Annotated in this window: 18 protein-coding genes; 12 read left to right on the top strand and 6 right to left on the bottom strand. The window is 37.7% G+C overall.

Features of this window, described 5'->3' with window-relative positions:
• Positions 1–32 precede the first annotated feature (32 nt).
• Genes moaC through moaE form a run of 3 tightly spaced genes read left to right on the top strand, consistent with a single transcriptional unit; the run spans position 33 to position 1,229 of the window.
• Positions 33–509, top strand: coding sequence for a cyclic pyranopterin monophosphate synthase MoaC (gene moaC, locus HWV01_RS12235; RefSeq protein ID WP_211671817.1), 477 nt, complete (start codon positions 33–35; stop codon positions 507–509).
• A gap of 18 nt (positions 510–527) precedes the next feature.
• Positions 528–773 (top strand): molybdopterin synthase sulfur carrier subunit, encoded by a 246-nt coding sequence (gene moaD / locus HWV01_RS12230; RefSeq protein WP_211675842.1) that lies wholly within the window; start codon positions 528–530, stop codon positions 771–773.
• A complete protein-coding gene (moaE, locus tag HWV01_RS12225; protein ID WP_211671816.1) occupies positions 774–1,229 on the top strand; it encodes a molybdopterin synthase catalytic subunit MoaE in 456 nt (151 codons plus the stop codon). It begins immediately after the preceding gene.
• Positions 1,230–1,366: 137 nt separating this feature from the next.
• On the opposite strand, the gene HWV01_RS12220 is transcribed toward moaE, so the two are convergent.
• Positions 1,367–2,707, bottom strand: coding sequence for a DEAD/DEAH box helicase (locus HWV01_RS12220; RefSeq protein WP_211671815.1), 1,341 nt, complete (start codon positions 2,705–2,707; stop codon positions 1,367–1,369).
• Positions 2,708–2,925: 218 nt separating this feature from the next.
• On the opposite strand from HWV01_RS12220, the gene HWV01_RS12215 reads away from it, so the two are divergent.
• The 3 genes from HWV01_RS12215 to HWV01_RS12205 all read left to right on the top strand — a co-directional run bounded on the left by HWV01_RS12215 (position 2,926) and on the right by HWV01_RS12205 (position 9,281).
• Positions 2,926–3,564: a deoxynucleoside kinase gene (locus HWV01_RS12215; RefSeq protein WP_211671814.1), complete on the top strand. Its 639-nt coding sequence runs from the start codon at positions 2,926–2,928 to the stop codon at positions 3,562–3,564.
• Positions 3,565–3,750: 186 nt separating this feature from the next.
• Entirely contained in the window at positions 3,751–5,484 is a 1,734-nt protein-coding gene (locus HWV01_RS12210) for an autotransporter assembly complex family protein (protein WP_249185288.1), read from the top strand.
• Positions 5,484–9,281: a translocation/assembly module TamB domain-containing protein gene (locus tag HWV01_RS12205; RefSeq protein WP_211671813.1), complete on the top strand. Its 3,798-nt coding sequence runs from the start codon at positions 5,484–5,486 to the stop codon at positions 9,279–9,281. Before HWV01_RS12210 ends, HWV01_RS12205 begins: the two co-directional genes overlap by 1 nt.
• Positions 9,282–9,349: 68 nt before the next feature.
• Here the strand turns inward: HWV01_RS12205 and cspD are convergent, their stop codons facing one another.
• Positions 9,350–9,571, bottom strand: coding sequence for a cold shock domain-containing protein CspD (cspD, locus tag HWV01_RS12200; protein WP_045110286.1), 222 nt, complete (start codon positions 9,569–9,571; stop codon positions 9,350–9,352).
• A 263-nt stretch (positions 9,572–9,834) separates the two neighbouring features.
• Between cspD and clpS the strand changes: the two genes are divergently transcribed.
• The 3 genes from clpS (at position 9,835) to HWV01_RS12185 (ending at position 12,927) form a co-directional block, all read left to right on the top strand.
• The gene (clpS, locus tag HWV01_RS12195; protein ID WP_019440075.1) at positions 9,835–10,149 is read left to right on the top strand and encodes an ATP-dependent Clp protease adapter ClpS; all 315 of its coding nucleotides are present in this window, start codon (positions 9,835–9,837) and stop codon (positions 10,147–10,149) included.
• 48 nt (positions 10,150–10,197) lie between these two features.
• On the top strand, positions 10,198–12,474 hold the full coding sequence (clpA, locus tag HWV01_RS12190; RefSeq protein WP_211671812.1) for an ATP-dependent Clp protease ATP-binding subunit ClpA: 2,277 nt from the start codon (positions 10,198–10,200) through the stop codon (positions 12,472–12,474).
• A gap of 87 nt (positions 12,475–12,561) precedes the next feature.
• A complete protein-coding gene (locus HWV01_RS12185) occupies positions 12,562–12,927 on the top strand; it encodes a hypothetical protein (RefSeq protein ID WP_211671810.1) in 366 nt (121 codons plus the stop codon).
• 112 nt (positions 12,928–13,039) lie between these two features.
• On the opposite strand, the gene HWV01_RS12180 is transcribed toward HWV01_RS12185, so the two are convergent.
• Positions 13,040–13,888: a S1 RNA-binding domain-containing protein gene (locus HWV01_RS12180; protein WP_211671809.1), complete on the bottom strand. Its 849-nt coding sequence runs from the start codon at positions 13,886–13,888 to the stop codon at positions 13,040–13,042.
• Between the two features lie 261 nt (positions 13,889–14,149).
• Here HWV01_RS12180 and rluF point away from each other — a divergent pair, with 261 nt between their 5' ends.
• Positions 14,150–15,346 carry a 23S rRNA pseudouridine(2604) synthase RluF gene (rluF, locus tag HWV01_RS12175; RefSeq protein WP_211671808.1) on the top strand — a complete coding sequence of 399 codons (1,197 nt, stop codon included), beginning with the start codon at positions 14,150–14,152 and terminating at the stop codon, positions 15,344–15,346.
• 8 nt (positions 15,347–15,354) lie between these two features.
• The gene (locus tag HWV01_RS12170) at positions 15,355–16,011 is read left to right on the top strand and encodes a hypothetical protein (RefSeq protein WP_211671806.1); all 657 of its coding nucleotides are present in this window, start codon (positions 15,355–15,357) and stop codon (positions 16,009–16,011) included.
• 98 nt (positions 16,012–16,109) lie between these two features.
• On the opposite strand, the gene HWV01_RS12165 is transcribed toward HWV01_RS12170, so the two are convergent.
• Positions 16,110–17,162: a hypothetical protein gene (locus tag HWV01_RS12165; RefSeq protein ID WP_211671804.1), complete on the bottom strand. Its 1,053-nt coding sequence runs from the start codon at positions 17,160–17,162 to the stop codon at positions 16,110–16,112.
• 3 nt (positions 17,163–17,165) lie between these two features.
• A complete protein-coding gene (locus HWV01_RS12160) occupies positions 17,166–17,645 on the bottom strand; it encodes a hypothetical protein (protein WP_211671802.1) in 480 nt (159 codons plus the stop codon).
• A 95-nt stretch (positions 17,646–17,740) separates the two neighbouring features.
• Here HWV01_RS12160 and HWV01_RS12155 point away from each other — a divergent pair, with 95 nt between their 5' ends.
• Positions 17,741–20,410 (top strand): ATP-binding protein, encoded by a 2,670-nt coding sequence (locus HWV01_RS12155; RefSeq protein WP_211671800.1) that lies wholly within the window; start codon positions 17,741–17,743, stop codon positions 20,408–20,410.
• 7 nt (positions 20,411–20,417) lie between these two features.
• Here the strand turns inward: HWV01_RS12155 and HWV01_RS12150 are convergent, their stop codons facing one another.
• On the bottom strand, positions 20,418–21,206 hold the full coding sequence (locus tag HWV01_RS12150) for a potassium channel family protein (protein ID WP_211671798.1): 789 nt from the start codon (positions 21,204–21,206) through the stop codon (positions 20,418–20,420).
• Positions 21,207–21,255: the final 49 nt, after the last annotated feature.

Raw genomic sequence — 21,255 nt, 5'->3', positions numbered from 1 at the left:
AAGCTATAGTATTTAAGTTATAGGAATTATTAATGTCTCAAAAATTTACTCATGTAAATGCTTCTGGTGAAGCAAATATGGTTGATGTTACAGAGAAAACAGTAACACAACGTGAAGCAAGAGCAGAAGCTATTGTACGTATGTCAGCAGACACGCTTGCGCTAATTATGTCGGGTGATCATCATAAAGGTGATGTATTTGCGACAGCGCGTATTGCGGGTATTCAAGCTGCAAAGAAAACATCCGATATCATTCCGCTTTGTCATCCACTAATGTTGACCAAAGTAACGGTTGAATTAACGCCTGAGCCAGAAAACAACCTTGTACGTATCGAAACGTGTTGTAAGCTTTCGGGTAAAACCGGCGTTGAAATGGAAGCGTTAACAGCCGCATCTGTTGCTGCATTAACGATTTATGATATGTGTAAGGCAGTTCAAAAAGATATCATTATTGATGGTGTCAAACTGCTTGAAAAGAAAGGTGGCAAGTCAGGTCATTTTAAAGTTTAGATAGCGCAGGGTATTATGATGATTAAAGTATTATTTTTTGCACAAATTAGAGAATTAGTTGAATGCGCGGAGTTAGACGTGGCTGGCCAGTTTGAGTCTGTGAATGCATTACGTGCAGAACTGGCTGCTAAAGGCGATAAGTGGGCGCTGGCGCTTGATTCTGATAAATTGCTGGTGGCTATTGACCAAGAAATTTGTAGTTTAGACTCGCCACTTATCGATGGTGTCGAGGTCGCATTTTTTCCACCGGTTACTGGAGGCTAAATGAATACAGATATGATTCAGATCCAAACTGAAGATTTTGACCTAGCAGCAGAATATGCGGCATTAGGTAAAAGTCACAGTACTGGTGCTGTTGTTACTTTTATCGGGAAGGTACGCGATTTTAACCAAGGTGATAATGTATCGGGTTTAACACTTGAGCATTATCCTGGCATGACTGAAAAGTCACTGGCTAAGATATTGGTTGAAGCTGAAACTCGCTGGTCTATCCAAGGCGTTAAAGTGATTCACCGTGTTGGCGAATTAGCATTAGGTGATCAGATTGTTTTTGTTGGTGTGGCAAGTATGCACCGTGGTGATGCGTTTCAAGCATGTGAGTTCATTATGGACTATTTAAAAACCCAAGCACCATTCTGGAAAAAAGAAGCAACGGAAGCGGGTTCCCATTGGGTTGATGCTCGGGAAACTGATACTACAGCAGCAGACCGTTGGAAGTAATTGCAGATCATCAACAATGATTCTGTAAATAATATATTGTAGATACTGTTTCGTAAATACAACAAAGGCCCTATTAAACAAACCAAGTTGGTTATTTAATAGGGCCTTACTATTTTAACGAATAGCTAAGCTAATTGTTATTTTTGTTTTGGCGCAGCAACATTACCTTTACGGTGTAACTTAGCACTTGTTTTACGGTGCTTACCTTTACTTGCTTTTTTCGATGGCGCAGTTGTTTTTGGTTTATGCTCAACTTTTTCTTCACCAACCGCTTTGTTACGACGAGGCTGACGACGCTCATGCGAAGCACGACCACTAATGTCTGCAATTAGACGATCACGGTTACTTACTTCATAGCCTTTAACAACTTGGCGTTCAATCTTATACCCGATCATCGCTTCAATATCAGCCAGACCGTGTTCTTCTTCACGCGATACAAATGATACAGCATTACCTGTTTCGCCTGCACGGCCTGTACGACCGATACGGTGAACATAATCTTCTGCTAGGAATGGTAAATCAAAGTTAACTACGTACTTAAGACCTTGAACATCAAGACCACGTGCAGCAACATCTGTCGCAACTAGCGCACGGATTTTACCTTCTTTAAATTCACCTAATGCACGACGACGTGCGCCTTGGCCTTTATCACCGTGACAAACGTCAGCTTTAATACCGTCAAGTTTTAATTCCTTAACGATGTTATTAGCCGCTTCTTTAGTGTTAACAAAAACTAATACTTGTTTCCAGTTTTTAGTACCGATTAACTCAGATAAAAGCTCTTGTTTACGACGTTGCTCAACAGGGTGAATAACGTGTTTAATTGTTGACGCTGTAGAGTTTTCTTTTGAAGCAGAAACAACCACTGGGCTAGACAGTAATTCATTTGCTAGGTGCTTCATTTGTTGAGATAACGTTGCAGAGAAAAGCATTGTTTGGAAATCATTTGATATAGACTCTAAGATCTTACGGATATCGGTGATGAAACCCATATCAAGCATACGATCTGCTTCGTCTAGTACTAAGTGTTCAACATTAGCAAGGTTGGTGTTGTTAAGTTGCAGGTGTTCTAATAAACGACCTGGCGTTGCAACTAAAACATCAACACCTTGTTTAAGCTGTTTAGTTTGCGTTTCCATTTTAACGCCGCCGTATACACTCACAACGTTAAGTTCCATGAATTGGCTGTATGCTTGGATGTTGTCTGTTACTTGTGCTGCTAGCTCACGTGTCGGTACTAAGATTAGCGCACGTACGCTGCCTGAGTGGATGTCTTTTGGCGTATCTGCGATTTGCTGCAAGATAGGTAAAGCAAACGCAGCTGTTTTACCAGTACCTGTTTGTGCGTTAGCTAGAATATCTTTACCGCGACCAGCTGCTGGAATAGCTTGCTGTTGTACAGGCGTCATTTGGTCATAATTACAAGCATCTAGCGCGCGTAAAATTTCGGGAGTAAAACTATATGATGAAAATTTCATTGGATATCCTAGCAATTGGGCAATATGCCTCATTAAGGCGGCATATGATACAGTAATAAATAACTTAGGTGAATGTATGATTTACGTTAACAGGTAAAAAAATCAGACTTAATTTATTAAACTGCTTATATTTTAGACGTGCTTGAGCTTGGATAGATCGGTCAATATGCTATAATATTCCGCTTATATTGGCATCATATGGCACCATAGGTTTTATAATGAGTAATGAGCAAACGTTTAAGCTAGTCGCGATTGAAGGTAATATTGGTGTTGGTAAGTCAACATTATTACCCTTACTGGCTGCAAAATTAACTGAACATGATAATTCAGAGTGGCGATTAATTTTAGAAGATGTGGATTCAGATCCAGAATTTAAACGATTGTTACAAGCGTTTACGGTAGACTCGACACGCCGCATTGAATTTCAACGTTACATTACCAATAAAAGAGCGGATATCTGTAAAGACTTAGATCCTAAATTTAATTATATTATTGAACGTTCGTTGTTCTCTGATCTTGTTTTCTGTCAAGCCAATTTAGCAGAAGCGTGCCGCCCAGATGGTAAAGATCTTGATTATTATTATGATATTCAAACTAAATTAAAAGATTACCCGCGTGTGTCTGCCGTTGTTTATTTACGCTCTGATGCGGAAACTGCGTATACGCGTATGCTTTCACGTGCTCGTGATGCAGAGCAAGGTACATCTCGTGATTATCTACAATTAATATCTGATTGCCATGATACATTTTTACCACATATCTGCCGTAAATATGACACCGTTCTGTTAACGGAAAACTGGACACACTTTGGTTGTTCTAGCACATTAGCTAAACGTATCATTAGTGAAGGTATTTAGTTAATTTACCCAAACAATTTCAAAGTGTTGATTGCGCAGTTTGAAGTAGTTTGGGTATATACAATGGTGTGGTAAATATTGCGCCATTGAATTTATATTGTAATTAGACTAATCTGTTATTCATCATTTTCTTTTACATGGAAAGTACGATTCTATATTGAACTGTGCTAAGTAAGGTCTCAGTTAGTGAAACTATCAGTTTTATGCGCATTTATTCTATTTTTATATTCTTCAGTTTTCTCTCCTTCCGCGTTTGCTGTTTCAAGTGTTGCTTTCGATATTAATGGTGTCTCAGGTGATATCAAAGATAACGTTAATTCTTACTTATCGACGGTCTCTATTCCTAAAGGTAACAATTACAGTTATTTTGAATCTAAAGTACGTAAAAATCTTATCGAGTCGATCCAAGTTTTTGGTTTTTATCGCCCCGAAATTACGGTCCACCTGACTGTTGATGATGATGAACTCCTCGTCTTTATTGATATTCAATTAGGGGAAAGGGTGACGCTATCCGTTGTTAATGTGGAAATTAATGGTGGTGCAAAAAATGATACGGCTTTTATTCATTTATTGAATGAAATACCATTGCATAGAGGTGACAATTTATCACATGCGGACTACGACAAATTTAAGGCAAATATCAGTAAACTTGCGCTAGCGCGGGGCTATTTTGATAGTAAATGGCTAAAAAGTGAAGTGCGCGTTAGTGTTAAAAAAAATAGCGCAGAAATCGATCTTATTTTTGATAGTAAGCAGCGTTATGTATTCGGAGAGAGTGTTTTATCCAATCCAACAAAATCTGAATTTATAGTCACTGAACTAGCAACGTTTGAGGAGGGACAAGCGTATGATTCTGATTTAGTCGCTGAATATAGTTTAGCATTATTTAATAGTCGATATTTCCAGTCTGCATCTGTTGTGCCTAATATTAATGGTAGAGCAGATGGTAAAATCCCAATGGTAATCACAGTCATAAATCATCCTAGCAATACGTATGAAGTAGGTATTGGCTATCTCAGTGATGTGGGTGTTAGAGGTACGTTAGGCTGGAAAAAACCTTGGATCAATAGTCGTGGTGATAGTGTTTCCGCAAAATTTGAATATTCAAAAGTACAGCAGGAGTTTACTGCTAACTATGATATTCCGATCGAAGATCCCATTACCAACATAGCTAAAATCCAATTAGGTTATCAGCGTAAAGATAGCAAGGATACAAAGAGTGATCTGTACACTCTACAGTTACAACGTCAATTTGAATTAGAATCTAAGTGGTTGCGTACTTGGTTTATAAAATTTGAGCAAGAAAATTTCACCCAGGCTAGCCAAAAAGGTAATACCATCATGGTATTACCTGGTGTTAGTTTTGCGAAAACAAATCAACGTGGCGGTGTTGATCCTTATTGGGGTAATCAGCAGCTTTTTAGTTTTGAGGTCGCGAGTCGTGGCTGGGGGGCTGACATTAATATGGCTAAAATACAGAACCGGACAAAGTATTTACGCTCTATCGATAGAACTCACTTTTTCACAACGCGTTTTGATTTAGGCGCTATTTATGTCGATAAAGTCGAGAGTGTGCCAGCATCAATGCGTTTTTTTGCTGGTGGTAGTCAAAGTATTCGAGGTTATCAATATGAAACGGTTACAGCTGTTGATGACAATAAAAAGTATATAGGTGGTCGCTATTTAACGGTTGGCTCGTTTGAGTACGGTTATCAATTTGCTGAAAAATGGCGTGTTGGACTATTTACCGATGCGGGTACATCAACCAATGATTTTTCTGAACCTATTAGTGTGGGTGTTGGGACTGGTCTCCGTTGGATGACTCCTATTGGCCCTGTCAAAGTTGACTTCGCTGTACCTGTTAATTCAGATACAGATACTAAGTATACTTTTCATTTGTATATTGGACCTGAATTGTAATGCGGCTTATTCAATTGTTTTTTGTAAGTTTAATTCTGATTGTTAGTAGCTTAACAGCCTTACTCGGCAGTCATGCCGGAAACCAGTTCATTATTAATAAATTAAATAACACAGAATTACCGCTACACCTGGTTCTAGAAGAAGGCACAGTTTTTAATCAAGCACATTGGAAAACAATTGACTGGCAAGGGGAACTATTTCAGCTTTCAATTTCAGACTTAGCATATGACATTGATTTAAATTGTTTATTTAGTGCAGAAGTCTGCATTAATAAACTGGATTCTAGCGCAGTATCTTTCATTATGCCTCTAACGGAAGAACCTAGTACACTTCTCGGTATTGATTTGAATGACACACTATCACGTATCGCTAAGCTCGATGATAAAATTGAAAATGATACTTGGCAATTAAATATCCCTATTTTAATCAGCGCTTCAAATATAGATATTCGAGATATTAATGTTATTGTTGCTAATACCAGTGTGACTGCTGATCGTCTTGAGGCTGTAGTTAATTTATCAGGGCGAGATATTGCTGTTACCAAGTTGATAACACATAATGTAGATGTTCAAGTATCAACTGAATCAGAAGGAAATAAGGTAACAAGTGGCGCTATAAGCTCGAAACCTACCACCTTGGTTGAAGAAACAAATAAACAATTAGATATCGTTACTGATCTATTAAATGAGTTCGAACTTTATCAGGTTTCAATTCCACTACGTGTAGATGTGCATGATGCAAAGCTTATTCAGTCTAAACTTCAAGTAAATGATTTATTACTATATTTCAATTCGATAGACTTAGTCGGTTATATTGATTCTGGAGAAGTTGGGTTCGAAAAGCTTATCGTTAATATGCCGCAGGCTGATACCAGTATTAAAGGACAAATTGTATTACAAAAAGATTACCCCTTGTATGCGACGGTTAACACAACATTAAAAAAACCAACGTTGTTAAAGCAACTTGCTGTCAATATCAACGCGACGGGTAGCCTTGATAGTATGAATTTAGCTATCAATACATCAGGGCCGATTAATACGCATATCGATGCATTACTCGCGCCGTTACGTCCTGCCTTACCCTTTACTATCAATGCTAATTGGCAACAATTAAGCTGGCCATTACTGAAGCCGGCATATATCAACTTAGCGGATGGGAAGTTGTCAATGCAAGGTAATCTTGATGACTACACTATAGCCGTTTCAGGACTGTTAGATATTGATAATGCACCGTTGTTGGATCTTGATGCAAAAGGTAAAGGGAGTCTACAAGATTTATCATTTTCTCGGATTAACGCTAAAACGCTGAGTGGACATGTTTCAGCATCTGGGCAACTAAAATGGACAGATGGCATTACGGTAAAAAGTAAAGTCGCAGCAGAAGGCATACGATTAGATCAATTTTGGCCAGATATAAAGTTACAGCCGCATGGAAGCGCTACGGTTAATTTTAACCTCAAACCCGAATTAGATAATGATTGGAAACTTGATATTGATGATATTGACGTCGTCGCCGATTTTAAAGGTTATCCACTCACTTTACAGGGCAGGATAGCACTCGACCAAGATCTGTATTGGAGTCTAGATGGTTTTTCACTTTCTCGTGGAGCTGACTCAATCAAACTAGACGGTACTATTAACGAGCAGCTTAAGATTGGAGGGGAAGTTGATATTGAATCTCTAACGGCTTATCTTCCAGAAAGTAAGGGGAGTGCGTTTGGTTATTTCACTATTATGGGTCAGAAGAGTAAGCCTTGGCTTAACTTTGATTTATTCACTGATAATGTTTTATTTGAAAATAATAAATTACAGCGAGCAGACCTTACTGGACGAATTAGCTTAACTGAAAGTCCGCAGGGAAACATATCATTTACTGGTGAAAAGTTAATAATCGGCGAACAGGTCATTGATAAAATTGCTTTAGAATATATAGCGGGCCAAACTGACAGTAGTATTAGCTTAAGCCTGGATAATGAAAAAAATAATGCGCTATTAAAGGTAAGCGGTTTTTGGAAAGGTGATACCTTACAGGGAAAGGTGACTAAAGGGCGAGTTAATTCAGAATATGGTAATTGGGTCATTGACCCGAATGTTAATTTCACTTTCTCTAAAAAAGATTATTATCTTTCGATTGCGCAGCACTGCTGGAATGAAAAGGTGGCCTCGCTGTGTCTCGGCTTTGACGGGAAAATTGAAGGCGCAGGCAATTTTGAATTTAAACTGCAAGATTTCGATATAAATAAATTAGGTCTAGCAAGGGAAAAAAATATCAAAATTGAAGGTTTACTTAACATTATGAGTAAAGTAGCTTGGCGTAAGGACGAGTCATTGCAAATGACGTCTAAGATGGAGATCATTGATTCATCGTTACTCATCTATAATGATGAAGAAAGTAGTATTGCTAATTTTGATAAGTTAGTAGCGGATGTAAGATTGGACGAATCGAGTCTAACTGCGAAGGTTAATATCAAATCACATGAATTGGGTGGAATGACATCTGATATTCGTGTGGATGATATCTTTGGTAAGCGTGAATTGAGTGGCGATATCAATATCATCGATATCGATCTTGCCTTTATTGAGCCGCTTATTTATCAGGTAGATGTACTTAATGGTGTTGTATCCGGTGCTGGTATTGTAGATGGGACTTTAGACAAGCCTGAGTTCATCGGGCAGTTCAATGTCAACAATGGTTATTTAGCTGGAGATGAATTACCTGTCACACTAGACAATTTTCAATTTAGTATAGAATCTAGTGGTCAAAAAGCGAGTATTACTGGTAGCGCTAATTCTGGTAAAGGGCTAGCTAAAATCGTCGGTAATATTACTTGGGGTAATGAATTCAACTATCAAATGCTTCTACAGGGTGACAACTTTGAGTTTGACGATAGTAAGGGGGTACATCTACATTTTAGCCCTAACATAAGCATTAAAGGCAACACTCTAGGGACTAAAATTAGCGGTGATATTGTAATACCGTATGCGCGAATTAAAGTAGAGAAATTACCGCAAACCGCGATCCCGGTTTCTAATGATGTGGTTATTGTTGACGCTGATGACGTCAATGAAAAACAGAACTACCCACTCGATGTTGAAGTGAATATTAAATTATTAGACAATGTGAAAATAGATTCATTTGGTCTTAAATCTAATATTACTGGCGATGTAAATGTTATTCTTGATGGCGATGGTAATTTATTTTCTGATGGGATGCTTCAGTTTGAAAGTGGTCGTTACCGTTCGTTTGGTCAAGATCTCTATATTCGAAAAGGACAAATTGTATTTTCTGGCCCCATCGAAAACCCTTATATAAATGTAGAAGCTATTCGTAATTCAGAGGTGACAGAAGACAACGTTATTGTCGGTGTCCGATTAATCGGACCTGTTAAAAAACCAGTGTTTACGATATTTTCAGAGCCTGAAATGCCGCAAACTCGTATGATCTCCTATTTATTACGTGGGCGAGATATAGACTCGGAAGATGAAACGAGTCAAGACGTTGTGATAAAGACAATGCTTGTTGGTTCGAGTCTTGGGCAAGGTAAAGACGTGATCAATTTCTTGGGTGATACACTGGGAGTTACAGATTTCTCCATCGATACTAGTGGGCAAGGTAATGATACTAGGGTCGAAGTGAGTGGCTATGTATTACCTGGTATACAAATTCGTTATGGCATTGGTTTATTCTCGGATTTAAGTGAGGTCATCGTACGATATGAAATTATTCCGAAGCTCTATATAGAATTAGTATCGGGTGTAGATAAGGCGGTTGATTTATATTATAAATTTAGCCGTTAAGATCTTTAAATAATAGCTATGAAAAATAAAAGCAGCCAAGCTGCTTTTTATCAAAATAGGCCGACAAGCTATTTTATTTCGCTTGTTTCATGGGCTGAAATAGAAACAGCATGAGATCCTTTTGGGCCTTCATCTATTTCATAGTCAACGACTTGTCCTGCTTTTAATGTACGATATCCATCCATTTGTATAATTGAAAAATGAGCGAACACATCATCACCACCAGATTCAGGGCAAATGAAGCCGAATCCTTTCGCGTTATTGAACCATTTAACCGTACCGGTTGCCATACCTCTGCATCCTTTCTGTAATTGCAAATTGTTTGATTACTGAACTTACATCACCCATTTAACTCACGGGTTATAAGATGGTTATAATAATACATGTCAAGGTAACTCAAATGTTGATCATTTTAACGCATCTTGTTAATAAATTTAGTTTATTCGTCACTATAGTCAAGTTAATATTCCTAAAAATGATTAAAATGAGGTAAACTTAGACGAAAGGTTGAAACTTATTAGCCCAAATCTGTGATAGGTACTAAGATAGAATTATGAGTAAGTTAGATGAACTGATTGATTTCAAAACAAGTATAGAAAGTGAGCAAGAACTAAAACCGCCTTCGTTTTACAAAGTGTTTTTGAATAATGATGACTATACTCCAATGGATTTCGTTGTAGATGTACTACAAAGGTTTTTTTCTATGGATATAGATAAGGCTAACCAAATCATGTTAACTGTTCATTATCGGGGCAGAGGTGTTTGTGGCGTATTTACGGCTGATATAGCCGAGACAAAAGTATCACAGGTAATGCAATATGCAAAAGACAACGAACAGTCCTTATTATGTACCATGGAACAAGCATAAACGTAATGCTGACAATATTACGCAACACGTAGTTATAGGGAGATGCCTATGTTAAGCAAAGATCTTGAAGTAACGCTAAATGAAGCGTTTAAAACTGCACGTGAAAATCGTCATGAATTTATGACGGTCGAACATTTATTGGTTTCATTACTGAGCAATAAATCTGCTTGCGAAGCGATTAAAGGCTGTTCTGGTGATATCGATGCAATTCGCGATGAACTATTGCTTTTTTTAGAACAAACGACACCTATTTTACCAGAATCGGATGAAGAGAAAGAAACACAGCCTACGCTCGGTTTTCAACGTGTGTTACAGCGTGCTGTGTTCCATGTGCAATCTTCAGGAAATAACGAAGTGACAGGTTCGAATGTTCTTGTTGCTATCTTCAGTGAGCAAGAATCACAAGCTGCTTATATATTGAAAAAAGCAGGTATGAGCCGATTAGATGTGATTAATTTCATTTCGCACGGGATTCGTAAAAATGATGAAGAACCGGGTGCTGAAGATAGTCATGACGCTTCGGAACAAGTCATTAATGATAGTGAAGACCAATCGACTCAACTTGAAAACTTTTCTACTAATCTCAATAAATCTGTTGTCGAAGGGCGGATTGATCCATTAATTGGGCGTAATGAAGAACTAAATCGTACTATTCAAATATTATGTCGTCGCCGTAAAAATAACCCATTATTGGTTGGTGAAGCCGGTGTGGGCAAAACGGCGATTGCAGAAGGTCTCGCATACCGAATCGTCAATAAAGAAGTCCCTGATGTGATGAAAAATACGCAGGTATTCTCACTCGATTTAGGCGCTCTACTTGCTGGTACCAAGTACCGAGGTGATTTTGAAAAACGTTTTAAATCATTATTGAAACAGTTACAAAAACACGATGATGCTATTTTATTTATTGATGAAATTCACACGATTGTTGGGGCTGGTGCCGCGTCAGGTGGTCAACTTGATGCCGCAAATTTAATTAAGCCATTATTAAGTAATGGTACGTTACGTTGTATTGGTTCGACGACATATTCTGAGTACAGTCAAATCTTTGAGAAAGACAGTGCGTTAGCGCGCCGTTTCCAAAAAGTGGATATTGTTGAACCTTCTATTGATGATACGGTTAAAATTCTGCAAGGTTTGAAGTCTCGCTACGAAGAACATCATGATGTACGCTATACGACTAAAGCGCTACGTGCAGCAACAGAGCTATCTGCGAAGTACATTAATGAACGTCAATTACCTGATAAGGCGATTGATGTGATGGATGAAGCGGGTGCTAAACAGCGCTTGTTACCGATAAATAAACGTAAGAAAACGATCGGTATTGGTGAAATTGAATCTATTATTGCAAAAATGGCTCGTATTCCAGAAAAATCAGTTTCTTCTAATGATCGTGATGTACTTCGAAACTTAGAACGTAACTTGAAAATGGTTGTGTTTGGGCAAGACCCTGCGATTGAAGTATTGACCGATGCGATTCGTTTATCGCGTTCTGGTTTAGGCGCTGAAACAAAACCAATTGGCTCTTTCTTGTTTGCTGGTCCGACAGGTGTTGGTAAAACAGAAGTGACTCAACGTTTAGCTAAAATTATGGGTGTTGACCTGATCCGTTTTGATATGTCGGAATACATGGAGCGTCATACCGTATCTCGTTTGATTGGTGCGCCTCCTGGCTATGTTGGTTATGATCAAGGTGGTCTATTAACGGATGCGGTTATTAAACAACCACATGCTGTTGTGTTATTGGATGAAATTGAAAAAGCACATCCAGATGTATTTAACTTGTTATTACAAGTGATGGATAACGGTACATTAACGGACAACAATGGCCGTAAAGCTGATTTCCGTAATATTATCTTAGTTATGACAACTAACGCTGGTGCAACGGAAACAGTTCGTCAATCCATTGGTTTTAAAGAACAAGATAATAATAGTGATGCGCTTGGCGAAGTTAATAAACTGTTTGCACCTGAGTTCCGTAATCGTCTTGATAACATTATCTGGTTTAATCATCTTGATATGAGTGTTATCCATATGGTTGTTGATAAATTCTTGGTTGAATTAGAAGCACAGTTAGATGACAAACAAGTTACCTTGCATGTATCAAACGATGCTCGTAAATGGCTAGCTGATAAAGGTTACGATAAAACGATGGGCGCTAGACCAATGGCGCGTGTTATTCAAGATAAAATTAAACGTAATCTTGCCAATGAGATCTTGTTTGGTAAATTGTTAAATGGTGGCGCTGTTGATATTCAATTGAAGGGTGATGAGCTCGCGTTTACGTTTACGGATGTGAAAGTGACAGCGACAGAAACAGAATAAGTTAATTTTTGAATAGTATTAGAAGGTTGTTTTTTTTCGTATTAGTGTTACTTTGTATCTATGCTTGACTTAAAGAGGGAATGCAAAATGGATATTTCCGCATTAACTAGGGTCGAAATTAGTATCCCAGATGGGATTAGTTTTGACTCCTTAGGACTTGAACTTGATTATGATGGCAGTATTTCCTTTGACATTGAAACATTGGAAGCAGTGGCATTAGAAAGTGGTATTGATGTAGCTTTATTAGATGAAGACTATGTATTACAAGTATTACTTATCAGTTTTTATCAGTGGCACAGAGTACAGAATGGTGACGTCAACGCGGTCATGGAAGATATTATTGAACAAGCTAACGATTTATCTGCTTATTCTGACGATGAGTTAATTATGATGTTGGGCTCTGCTGAGATGGATAAACAAGCTAATGTTGCTATCTCGCAAATTGTTCATTAATCTAAGATGACTAAGCATAAAAAATGGAAGCCAATTGGCTTCCATTTTTATTACTATTAGTTTGATTACTCTTTATATCTTATTGTTCGTAATCAACGCCTGATAGTATACATTATTCACTGTCTTTAACTTGTAAGCCAACGTTACCTGTCTTAACGATATCAATGATACCTTTCTTGAATAGTTGGCCTACAGCGCTTTTGAATGTCTTTTTACTCACACCAAATAAGCGAGAGATTGTTTCAGGGTCTGTTTTATCTGTAACCGCCATGAAACCACCATTTTTATTCAGTTCTGATAATAGTACTTGGCTAAAATCAGATACTTTTCCATGACCAGGTTCATTAAGTAAAATATCAATTTTACCGTCTTCACGTACTTTTTGAATGTATGCTTTTTGTTTTTCACCACGGTTTAATTTCTTAAACATTTCATTTTTGTAAACAACGCCCCAATGGCTATTATTTACAATTACTTTATACCCAAGATCAGTTGGATCAACAGGGGTGATCTCGACTTCTTCGTGTATTTTGTAACGCGCAGGCGTGTTGTCAACGTGACGATCTAGTTTTGTTGTTGCTGTAATACGTCCGTGAATTCGATCTAAGTAAATAGCGACAAGGTATTCACGACCCACTTGTAATGGGATGCGCTGTTCACTGTATGGAACTAAAAGATCTTTGTCTAAGCCCCAATCAAGGAATGCACCAACATTGTTTACTTGCTTTACTTTTAGCATGACGAATTCGCCGACAGCACCAAGTACTTTTTGTGTTGTTGCAATGATACGGTCTTCTGAATCAAGGTAGATAAATACCTCAAGCTCATCACCGATATCGATATCTAATGGTGAGTTTGTAAAAGGTAACAGTATTTCACCTAATACACCGCCGTCCAGGTAGAAACCCGATCCAGTTTCTTTGATAATTTCTAGGGTATTTAACTTACCTAATTCTGCCATAGTTCTTTGCTCTGTCTTGAAATAATGAGGGTTATTATAGATCACCCAATAATGCGGGCAATGTACCACGAAGCGTGAAAAAAACCCAATATTTGCGGATGAATTAGTATTAATTACTTGAAAGGTTAAATATATACACTAATATTGCTTGATAATAATGCCTTCTGTTATACTCCACACACATAATTGCGGTCTTTCTGAAGTATAAGTTCTCAAAACCTTTCGCAATTCCTAATTCCCTTAATATTAGTATAAATTATCATGACGCAACAAGACATCAAACTAACACGACTTAATAAATATATCAGTGACACGGGTTATTGCTCTCGCCGAGAGGCAGACCGCTTAATTGAACAAGGTCGCGTAACCATTAATGGTAAAATTCCAGAAATGGGAACGAAAGTGTCAGATGGCGATATGGTTTCTGTAAATGGAAAACCCGTTAAAGAAAAACAAAAACGTATCTATATTGCCCTAAACAAGCCGGAAGGTATTACCTGTACGACAGAACGTCACATTCAAGGTAATGTGATTGATTTGATTGATTACAGTACGCGAATATTCCCAATCGGTCGTCTTGATAAACCATCAGAAGGTCTTATCTTTCTAACCAATGATGGTGATATTGTTAATAAAATTCTACGTGCTGGTAACGCGCACGAAAAAGAATACATAGTTAAAGTTGATAGTACCGTTACTGACCGATTTTTAAAGGATATGGCGCGCGGTGTGCCAATTTTAGACACGATCACTAAACCCTGTAAAGTGACGCGAGAAGGTCGTTTTGAATTCAAAATCATTTTAACGCAGGGTCTAAATCAGCAGATTCGACGCATGTGTGAGCATTTTGGTTTCCAAGTGAAATCATTAACGCGTACACGTATTATGAATATTGATATGAAAGGTTTAGCAACAGGCCAATGGCGTTTACTGACTGATAAAGAAATGGCTGAAATCAATAGCATGGTTGAAGGTTCAAGCAGTACAGAAGAAGCGTCTGACTATGGTCAAGAAAAGCCAAAAACCAAAGGTGTACATTCAAAACGTGGTGTTAACAGTGCTGCACGTCAGAAGCGTTTCGGCTACGGTGACTACGCCGCAACACCTGGTCAAGTTTTGAATGAAGAAGCAAGTTCAAATGTTTGGAATAAAGATGAAACAACCGCTGATCTAGATAAGAACGATGAGCCGACATCTAATTTCTGGACGCAAAATGCAGCATCGTCTGATGCTGATATGTCTTCAGAGATAGCCCTGCAAGATAAACCAGTGTCTTATTCTGATGAACAAATTGCATCAAGAGCGCGTTTTGACTCTGCTGAAAAGAGAAAAGAACGAAAAAAACCTGTTACTCGTTTCAGCATTATTGCGGAACGTGAAAAAGCGAAACTGGCTAATGTAAAGGCTACGTCCGCTACACCTCGTGTTAAAGGCACTTTATCGTTGAAAAAGAAGTAATTAGATACATGTCTGTCGATAATTATCCTCAAATTGACATACCATTTGACGTTCGCTACACATGCTTTTTTTGTGGCGAACCATCAGATGCCACGATCAATATACCGTTCTCTGTGGATGATATAAATAAAGTGCCCCATGAGCCTTTATCTGTCCCAGCATGCGCAGAATGCCTGTCTTTTGTGAAAAAAGCCCGCAGCCAGTCTATCTATCAATATCGTAATGCCGTAAAAGCAGCACTAACACGGAAATACCAGAAAGCATTAAGTATTGGTTCAAATTGGACCGAGCAAGAGTTGCAAGAGTCTGAATTTGAAGGTGCTGCGTTTGAAGGTTTTAAGCGTAGTGCATGGATGATGTATACCATTGCAAAGGAAAGAATTAACTATTCTGGTTGGCCGTTATGTCTTGAGGGCGTCCCACTTGCTGCAGATGATGAGGCGGGTGGATTTACGTTTGATGGTACAGAGTTTGTCAGTGTTGAACACGCAATGGAACATTATATCAAAACCTTTCATCTTGACGATACGCTATTACCTGAACTTGTTAAACGATTAGGTACAGATAAGTTTGGTTATGCCATTCGCATTAGTCGTCTTTATTTAAATATATCGCCAGCAGAGCGAACGCAGATAATCGCTGATATAGTAGATAACCAGTCCTAATTTCTGATGTTAATAATTATAATAATTCAAAGCCGTGCTTGATTCCTTTTCATAACGACTTTGAGTTATTCAATTTTCTATTCAAATCACACCGTTTATCAGAAGATAAAATTAAGCATTATAGTATATAGTTGAGCATCAGTATCGCCATCGACAGGAGTTCTGATTAACTCACCATGACTCCCACCTTTTGCATTCGTGTATTTCCACTCTGTATTAAGTGATACCCTTGTCGTCAAATCGTAACGTAGCCCGATTAACAGAGAATTATTTTTTTTGCCGTGGTGTGATTCAGCGTAGGTCACATAAGGTGTAAATTTATCGATATTATATGCGATACTTGAATACCAATTGAAATTCATCTCATCGATAAGTACTTCGGCCGTCAGTAACCATTGTTCAAGTGAATATTCTGTCCCTAATGTGTAAATGTTTATATTATCAGAGGGATAATCTAGACTTCCTTGAGGTGTTGTTACTTTAACTGCATATTTGGAATACGCATAATTAAATATAATACGGTAATCAAACCCGCTTAATTCACTGTGTAAGCCGACCGTATTATCTATATTAAAATCATATTGCTTGTCACCTATGCCAACCTTGCTATTACTTTCTATACCTAGATAGGGTGTTACTGTTAAATAACTATCATCGCTTATTTCGATATCCCAAGTCCCAGAGATGCCATCATAAGACGTGATCCCTAATATCGAGTTATATACCTCCTGCGGGGGCCTGGCTGATGTATAGGCTTGTCCAACATAATAGTATTCAGAGCTTAAAAATAAGGGTAACCGTAACCGCCCAAATTTTAAATTAAAATCTGATACGCTATAACCTACGTAGACCCATTCTAACCTCGGTGATGACCAGCTATCTTGAGGGCGTTTTACAATCTGAATCGAAGTATTGAAGTTATCATTAAAGCGGATATCACCTTGCAATCCTAAAGTCGTATCACAATCGTAGCAAGTGTTATCTGTGATCTCCCGGTTGACATAGAGTGGTGTTGCATTGTTAGACTGGGTTATGGAAGTCGAGCCAAAACCACTTAACGAAATGTTATCGGTAAGATTTAGTTGTGCATTTACTGCGAATGTACTGATTGATAGTGTTGTTGCGATAAAGCAAATCTTTGATGTTTGCATGCTTTATTCCTCCGGATCTAAAACGAATAAAACATTAACATCTTCTGGTAATGACTTTATGCTGGTGTAAGCAATGCCGTTTGGGTTTTCTTCCAACCAATCGAGTATGGATGCAATATCATTATTTGATATGGTGACGGGTAGGTTCCCTTTTCCCGAAAATGCTAAACTGGCTCTATAACCATTCACCTGGGAGAGCGATTTACCAAGTAGCTTTTGATAGAAATAGGCCTTGTCATCGTTATCTTCTGTTAAATCAACAAGTTCAATATTTTCATTATTAATACGTTTTACCTTTCCTTTATATATCATTCTTACCTTGCTTTTACTTAACTTAGGAAAAGAATTATTCAATGAAAATACGGAAAAACTTGGTCCTTCATCTTTTCCGATTTCTTCTTTAGCTGAGATATTAAATGGAGGCGAGAGTGAAAAAATGAGTAGTCCAACGCAAAAATTACGTAAGTTTAATCCTTTAAACATGTTTACCTGCTAATTTTAGTTCTGTTACCTATTATTCAAGTTAGTAAGAAAAAGAATAAATAACAAATTAATTTTTACATGGAAGTCAAAAACTTATGCTTAATACGTTATCGATCAAAAAACGGCTAATAATTTTATTATTATGTCCATTATTGTTACTTACGTTGTTGATTGGCGATCGAGTCAGTGAGTCTGTGTTTACATTAAACCAACTAAATAAACTTCAATATAGAATTGAACTACTCACTGAGTCGTTACATTTAAATACATTACTGCATAGTATAAGAGTCAGCAAACTTTCGAATGATACTGTAGCCAATGAAGATGAACTTACTTCATTCACGAACGCTGTTAATAAATTAAAAAAATTAGCACCTTTAGCCTTACAAAAGAGTAACAACGCGATTGATTTATTATCCGATTTAGACGGTGCTGCTGAAGAACTCACGAGCCTTAGCGTCGAAGATGTTAATGATTGGTCTAGCTGGATTTCGGATTCTACGAGTCAATTACTACTTATATTAGAAAAAAACAACCTCGATTTTGAGGATAAAGGAATAGAAACTAATATTCAGGTTCTGTATCAATTACAGTGGCTTTATTTTTGGGCTAATGAGGAAAATTGGTACATAAACCTTATTTTTTCAGGTGCTAGCGTTGATGCTAAGTCCTTATTGCCCGCCATTGTTGAAAGGCAACAACTGTTTATTGAACGGTTTATTGCGATTAGTGCCGATAACAGTCAAATCTCTCTTTTGCAAAGTACATTTTCTGATAAGGCATTTATAGATAGTTATGCATTACGTAATTTGATTCAAAATGAGCACTTCAAAACAAACGCAAGTAATTACGACATATCAGTGTTAGACAAACGTTTAGCATTAATTAGACAAGTTGTGTCAAATGTAGGTGCGAATTTATCAATCAAGATTAAAACAAAAGTCGCTGAAGCTAAAATGCATGTGATGGCATCGAGCATTTTCATTACTGCAGTATTACTCTGTGCGTCTTACTTAGGTTGGATGCTGATTCAACGTATTCTTGGCAACTTGAAAGAAATTATTGCCACGTTAACGCGTATTGAAGATACTCATGACTATTCACTAAAAGTGAAAATCGATGGTAATGATGAATTTAGTGCGTTCGCTAAAATGTTAAATAAGCTAATTGAAGAGCGCTACACAAACGAAAGTCAGATAATTCAGGCTAAGGAGTTAGCCGAACAGGCCAACGTTGCGAAAAGTTCATTTTTAGCGAATATGTCACATGAAATTAGAACCCCGCTGAATGGTGTCATTGGCATGTCCGATATATTAGCTAGCACTAAGTTAACACCGTCACAGCAGGAGCATCTTGCGATTATTGAAAACTCCTCGCAAACATTACTTATATTAATTAATGATATTCTGGACTTTTCTAAAATTGAATCTGGTCACCTTACCATTTCTAACCATAGCTGTAATCTACGAGAAGTTATTTACGATACAGTGGCAATTGTTATCCCCACTGCAGCATCCAAGAACTTAGATATTATCGTCAATATAACCCCTGAACTACCGACAAACTTATTATTAGATGAGCATAGATTACGCCAGGTCTTGATGAACTTATTATCTAATGCTGTTAAATTCACCAATCGTGGTCAAGTTAGTTTATCACTCAGTTGTAAATCACTCTCAAATAAGCGATGTGAGTTGTCGTTCTCTGTTGTTGATACAGGTACTGGTATTGAAGGTGATAAGCAACAGAAAATCTTCGAACCTTTCACTCAAGAAGATGGTTCTATTACACGAGAGTTCGGTGGGACTGGATTAGGGTTAGCGATTAGTAGCCAATTAGTTGAATTAATGGGTGGAAAAATCGATATCGATTCCATAAAAAGTGAGGGAAGTAATTTCTATTTTACGATTTACGTAGACTCAGTTGCCGGTATTCGGGCTCAGCAGATGGTACCAACAAATACGAAGGTAACGGTTATTACTAATGAAATGGATTTTAGTCATAGTATTTGTGCGGAACTATCACGTAATAATTTTTCTGATATAACGACTGTAGCCTATACACAAGATTTACCGGACAATGCGATGGATAAAGATATTAATACGTTGCTCATTTATTGCCAAAATAGTGTTCCACTAACGCTAAAGGATATAGATTTTTTAAGTCAACTAGCGTTGAACCATACTTTTATTTTAGTACAGTCACATATAGATGAGAAATATGATTTTGATAATAGAATTGATGGCTTAGCTACTATGCCATTACTTGGTAACCGATTACTTAAAACCATGAAATCAGCGCTGATGAACAAGGCTGAATTAGAGAAAAATAGAGATCCGAGTTTGGCTAATCAGGTCATGACTGAAGATATTGCAGTAGATAATATGCTTATCCTTATTGTGGAAGATAATTTGATTAATCAAAAAGTCGCCACCTTGCTATTAAAGCAGTGTGGTTATGATAGCCATATTGCGAATAATGGTGAAGAAGCTGTCGCAATAGTATCTTCTGGTAAGCATAAGTATAAGGCTATATTAATGGATTGTATGATGCCTGTCATGGATGGGTTTACAGCGACAGAGCATATCCGGAAATGGGAAAAGTCATTTTCGGTACCACAAACCCCCATTATTGCATTAACAGCAAGTGTGCTGGATGCTGATATTCAACGTTGTTTTGATGTGGGGATGAATGATTATGTACCTAAGCCATTTAAAAAAGATCTACTTATCGAGAAAATTGAGCAGCTAGCAAGCGCCGCTTAAGCTGATATTATCGATCTCCTTTAGTCTCTGGCGTAGGGAGTTGCTGACGTAATAATATTTTCAGTTCAGCAATATCCTGCTTTAACGCCATGACTTCTGTATGCAAGGTCTCTACATTTGAGGTTTGTTCTATTTTAGACTCTTTTCCACCATCAACAAACCACGAGGAAATAAATCCAGTAAATGTGCCGAATAAACCAACACCGGCAGTCATGAGTAGTGCCGCGATGATACGTCCACCTGTTGTTACAGGATAATAATCACCATAACCAACCGTTGTTATCGTCACAAATGACCACCAAAGCGCGTCAACACCATTGTTGATGTTACTGCCTACTTGTGCTTGCTCTAACAATAGAATACCGATTGCACCAAAGGTTACAAGCATAAATGATATTGCAGAAACTAAGGAGAAAGTGGCTTTAAAGCGATGTTCAAAGATCATTTTAAGGACGAGCTTAGATGATCGAATATGCTGAATAGCCCGGAGGATCCGTGCGATACGAATGATACGTATGAACTGAAGTTGCTGCACCATAGGAATACTAGATAATAAATCAATCCAGCCCCATTTCATAAATTGTAGCTTACTCTCTGCTTGATAAAAGCGAATGACAAAGTCGGTAAAAAAGAATAAACAAATGATATTATCCACACTGGTCAATATTTCGCTCACGTTACTAGACAGCGGGAATATAAGCTGAACAAGTGAGGAAGCAACAACATGCAGTGATAAGATGAGCATGAAAATTTGAAATGGATTCACATCGTCATTATTTTTAAGTTTTGTTTGCACAGGTTAGCAGCCTTGATTCATTGATTTTATTAATATAAACGTTACTGCG

Origin of the sequence: Moritella sp. 5, assembly GCF_018219455.1 — a bacterium.
In the GTDB taxonomy this organism is placed as follows: domain Bacteria; phylum Pseudomonadota; class Gammaproteobacteria; order Enterobacterales; family Moritellaceae; genus Moritella.
This window is presented reverse-complemented; position numbering and strand designations above follow the sequence as displayed.

What these genes read in the sequence shown, in the direction of transcription:
- moaC (WP_211671817.1), top strand. Translation starts at nt 33, where the DNA reads ATGTCTCAAAAATTTACTCATGTAAATGCTTCTGGTGAAGCAAATATG.
- moaD (WP_211675842.1), top strand. Translation starts at nt 528, where the DNA reads ATGATTAAAGTATTATTTTTTGCACAAATTAGAGAATTAGTTGAATGC.
- moaE (WP_211671816.1), top strand. Translation starts at nt 774, where the DNA reads ATGAATACAGATATGATTCAGATCCAAACTGAAGATTTTGACCTAGCA.
- HWV01_RS12220 (WP_211671815.1), bottom strand. Translation starts at nt 2,707, where the DNA reads ATGAAATTTTCATCATATAGTTTTACTCCCGAAATTTTACGCGCGCTA.
- HWV01_RS12215 (WP_211671814.1), top strand. Translation starts at nt 2,926, where the DNA reads ATGAGTAATGAGCAAACGTTTAAGCTAGTCGCGATTGAAGGTAATATT.
- HWV01_RS12205 (WP_211671813.1), top strand. Translation starts at nt 5,484, where the DNA reads ATGCGGCTTATTCAATTGTTTTTTGTAAGTTTAATTCTGATTGTTAGT.
- cspD (WP_045110286.1), bottom strand. Translation starts at nt 9,571, where the DNA reads ATGGCAACCGGTACGGTTAAATGGTTCAATAACGCGAAAGGATTCGGC.
- clpS (WP_019440075.1), top strand. Translation starts at nt 9,835, where the DNA reads ATGAGTAAGTTAGATGAACTGATTGATTTCAAAACAAGTATAGAAAGT.
- clpA (WP_211671812.1), top strand. Translation starts at nt 10,198, where the DNA reads ATGTTAAGCAAAGATCTTGAAGTAACGCTAAATGAAGCGTTTAAAACT.
- HWV01_RS12185 (WP_211671810.1), top strand. Translation starts at nt 12,562, where the DNA reads ATGGATATTTCCGCATTAACTAGGGTCGAAATTAGTATCCCAGATGGG.
- HWV01_RS12180 (WP_211671809.1), bottom strand. Translation starts at nt 13,888, where the DNA reads ATGGCAGAATTAGGTAAGTTAAATACCCTAGAAATTATCAAAGAAACT.
- rluF (WP_211671808.1), top strand. Translation starts at nt 14,150, where the DNA reads ATGACGCAACAAGACATCAAACTAACACGACTTAATAAATATATCAGT.
- HWV01_RS12170 (WP_211671806.1), top strand. Translation starts at nt 15,355, where the DNA reads ATGTCTGTCGATAATTATCCTCAAATTGACATACCATTTGACGTTCGC.
- HWV01_RS12165 (WP_211671804.1), bottom strand. Translation starts at nt 17,162, where the DNA reads ATGCAAACATCAAAGATTTGCTTTATCGCAACAACACTATCAATCAGT.
- HWV01_RS12160 (WP_211671802.1), bottom strand. Translation starts at nt 17,645, where the DNA reads ATGTTTAAAGGATTAAACTTACGTAATTTTTGCGTTGGACTACTCATT.
- HWV01_RS12155 (WP_211671800.1), top strand. Translation starts at nt 17,741, where the DNA reads ATGCTTAATACGTTATCGATCAAAAAACGGCTAATAATTTTATTATTA.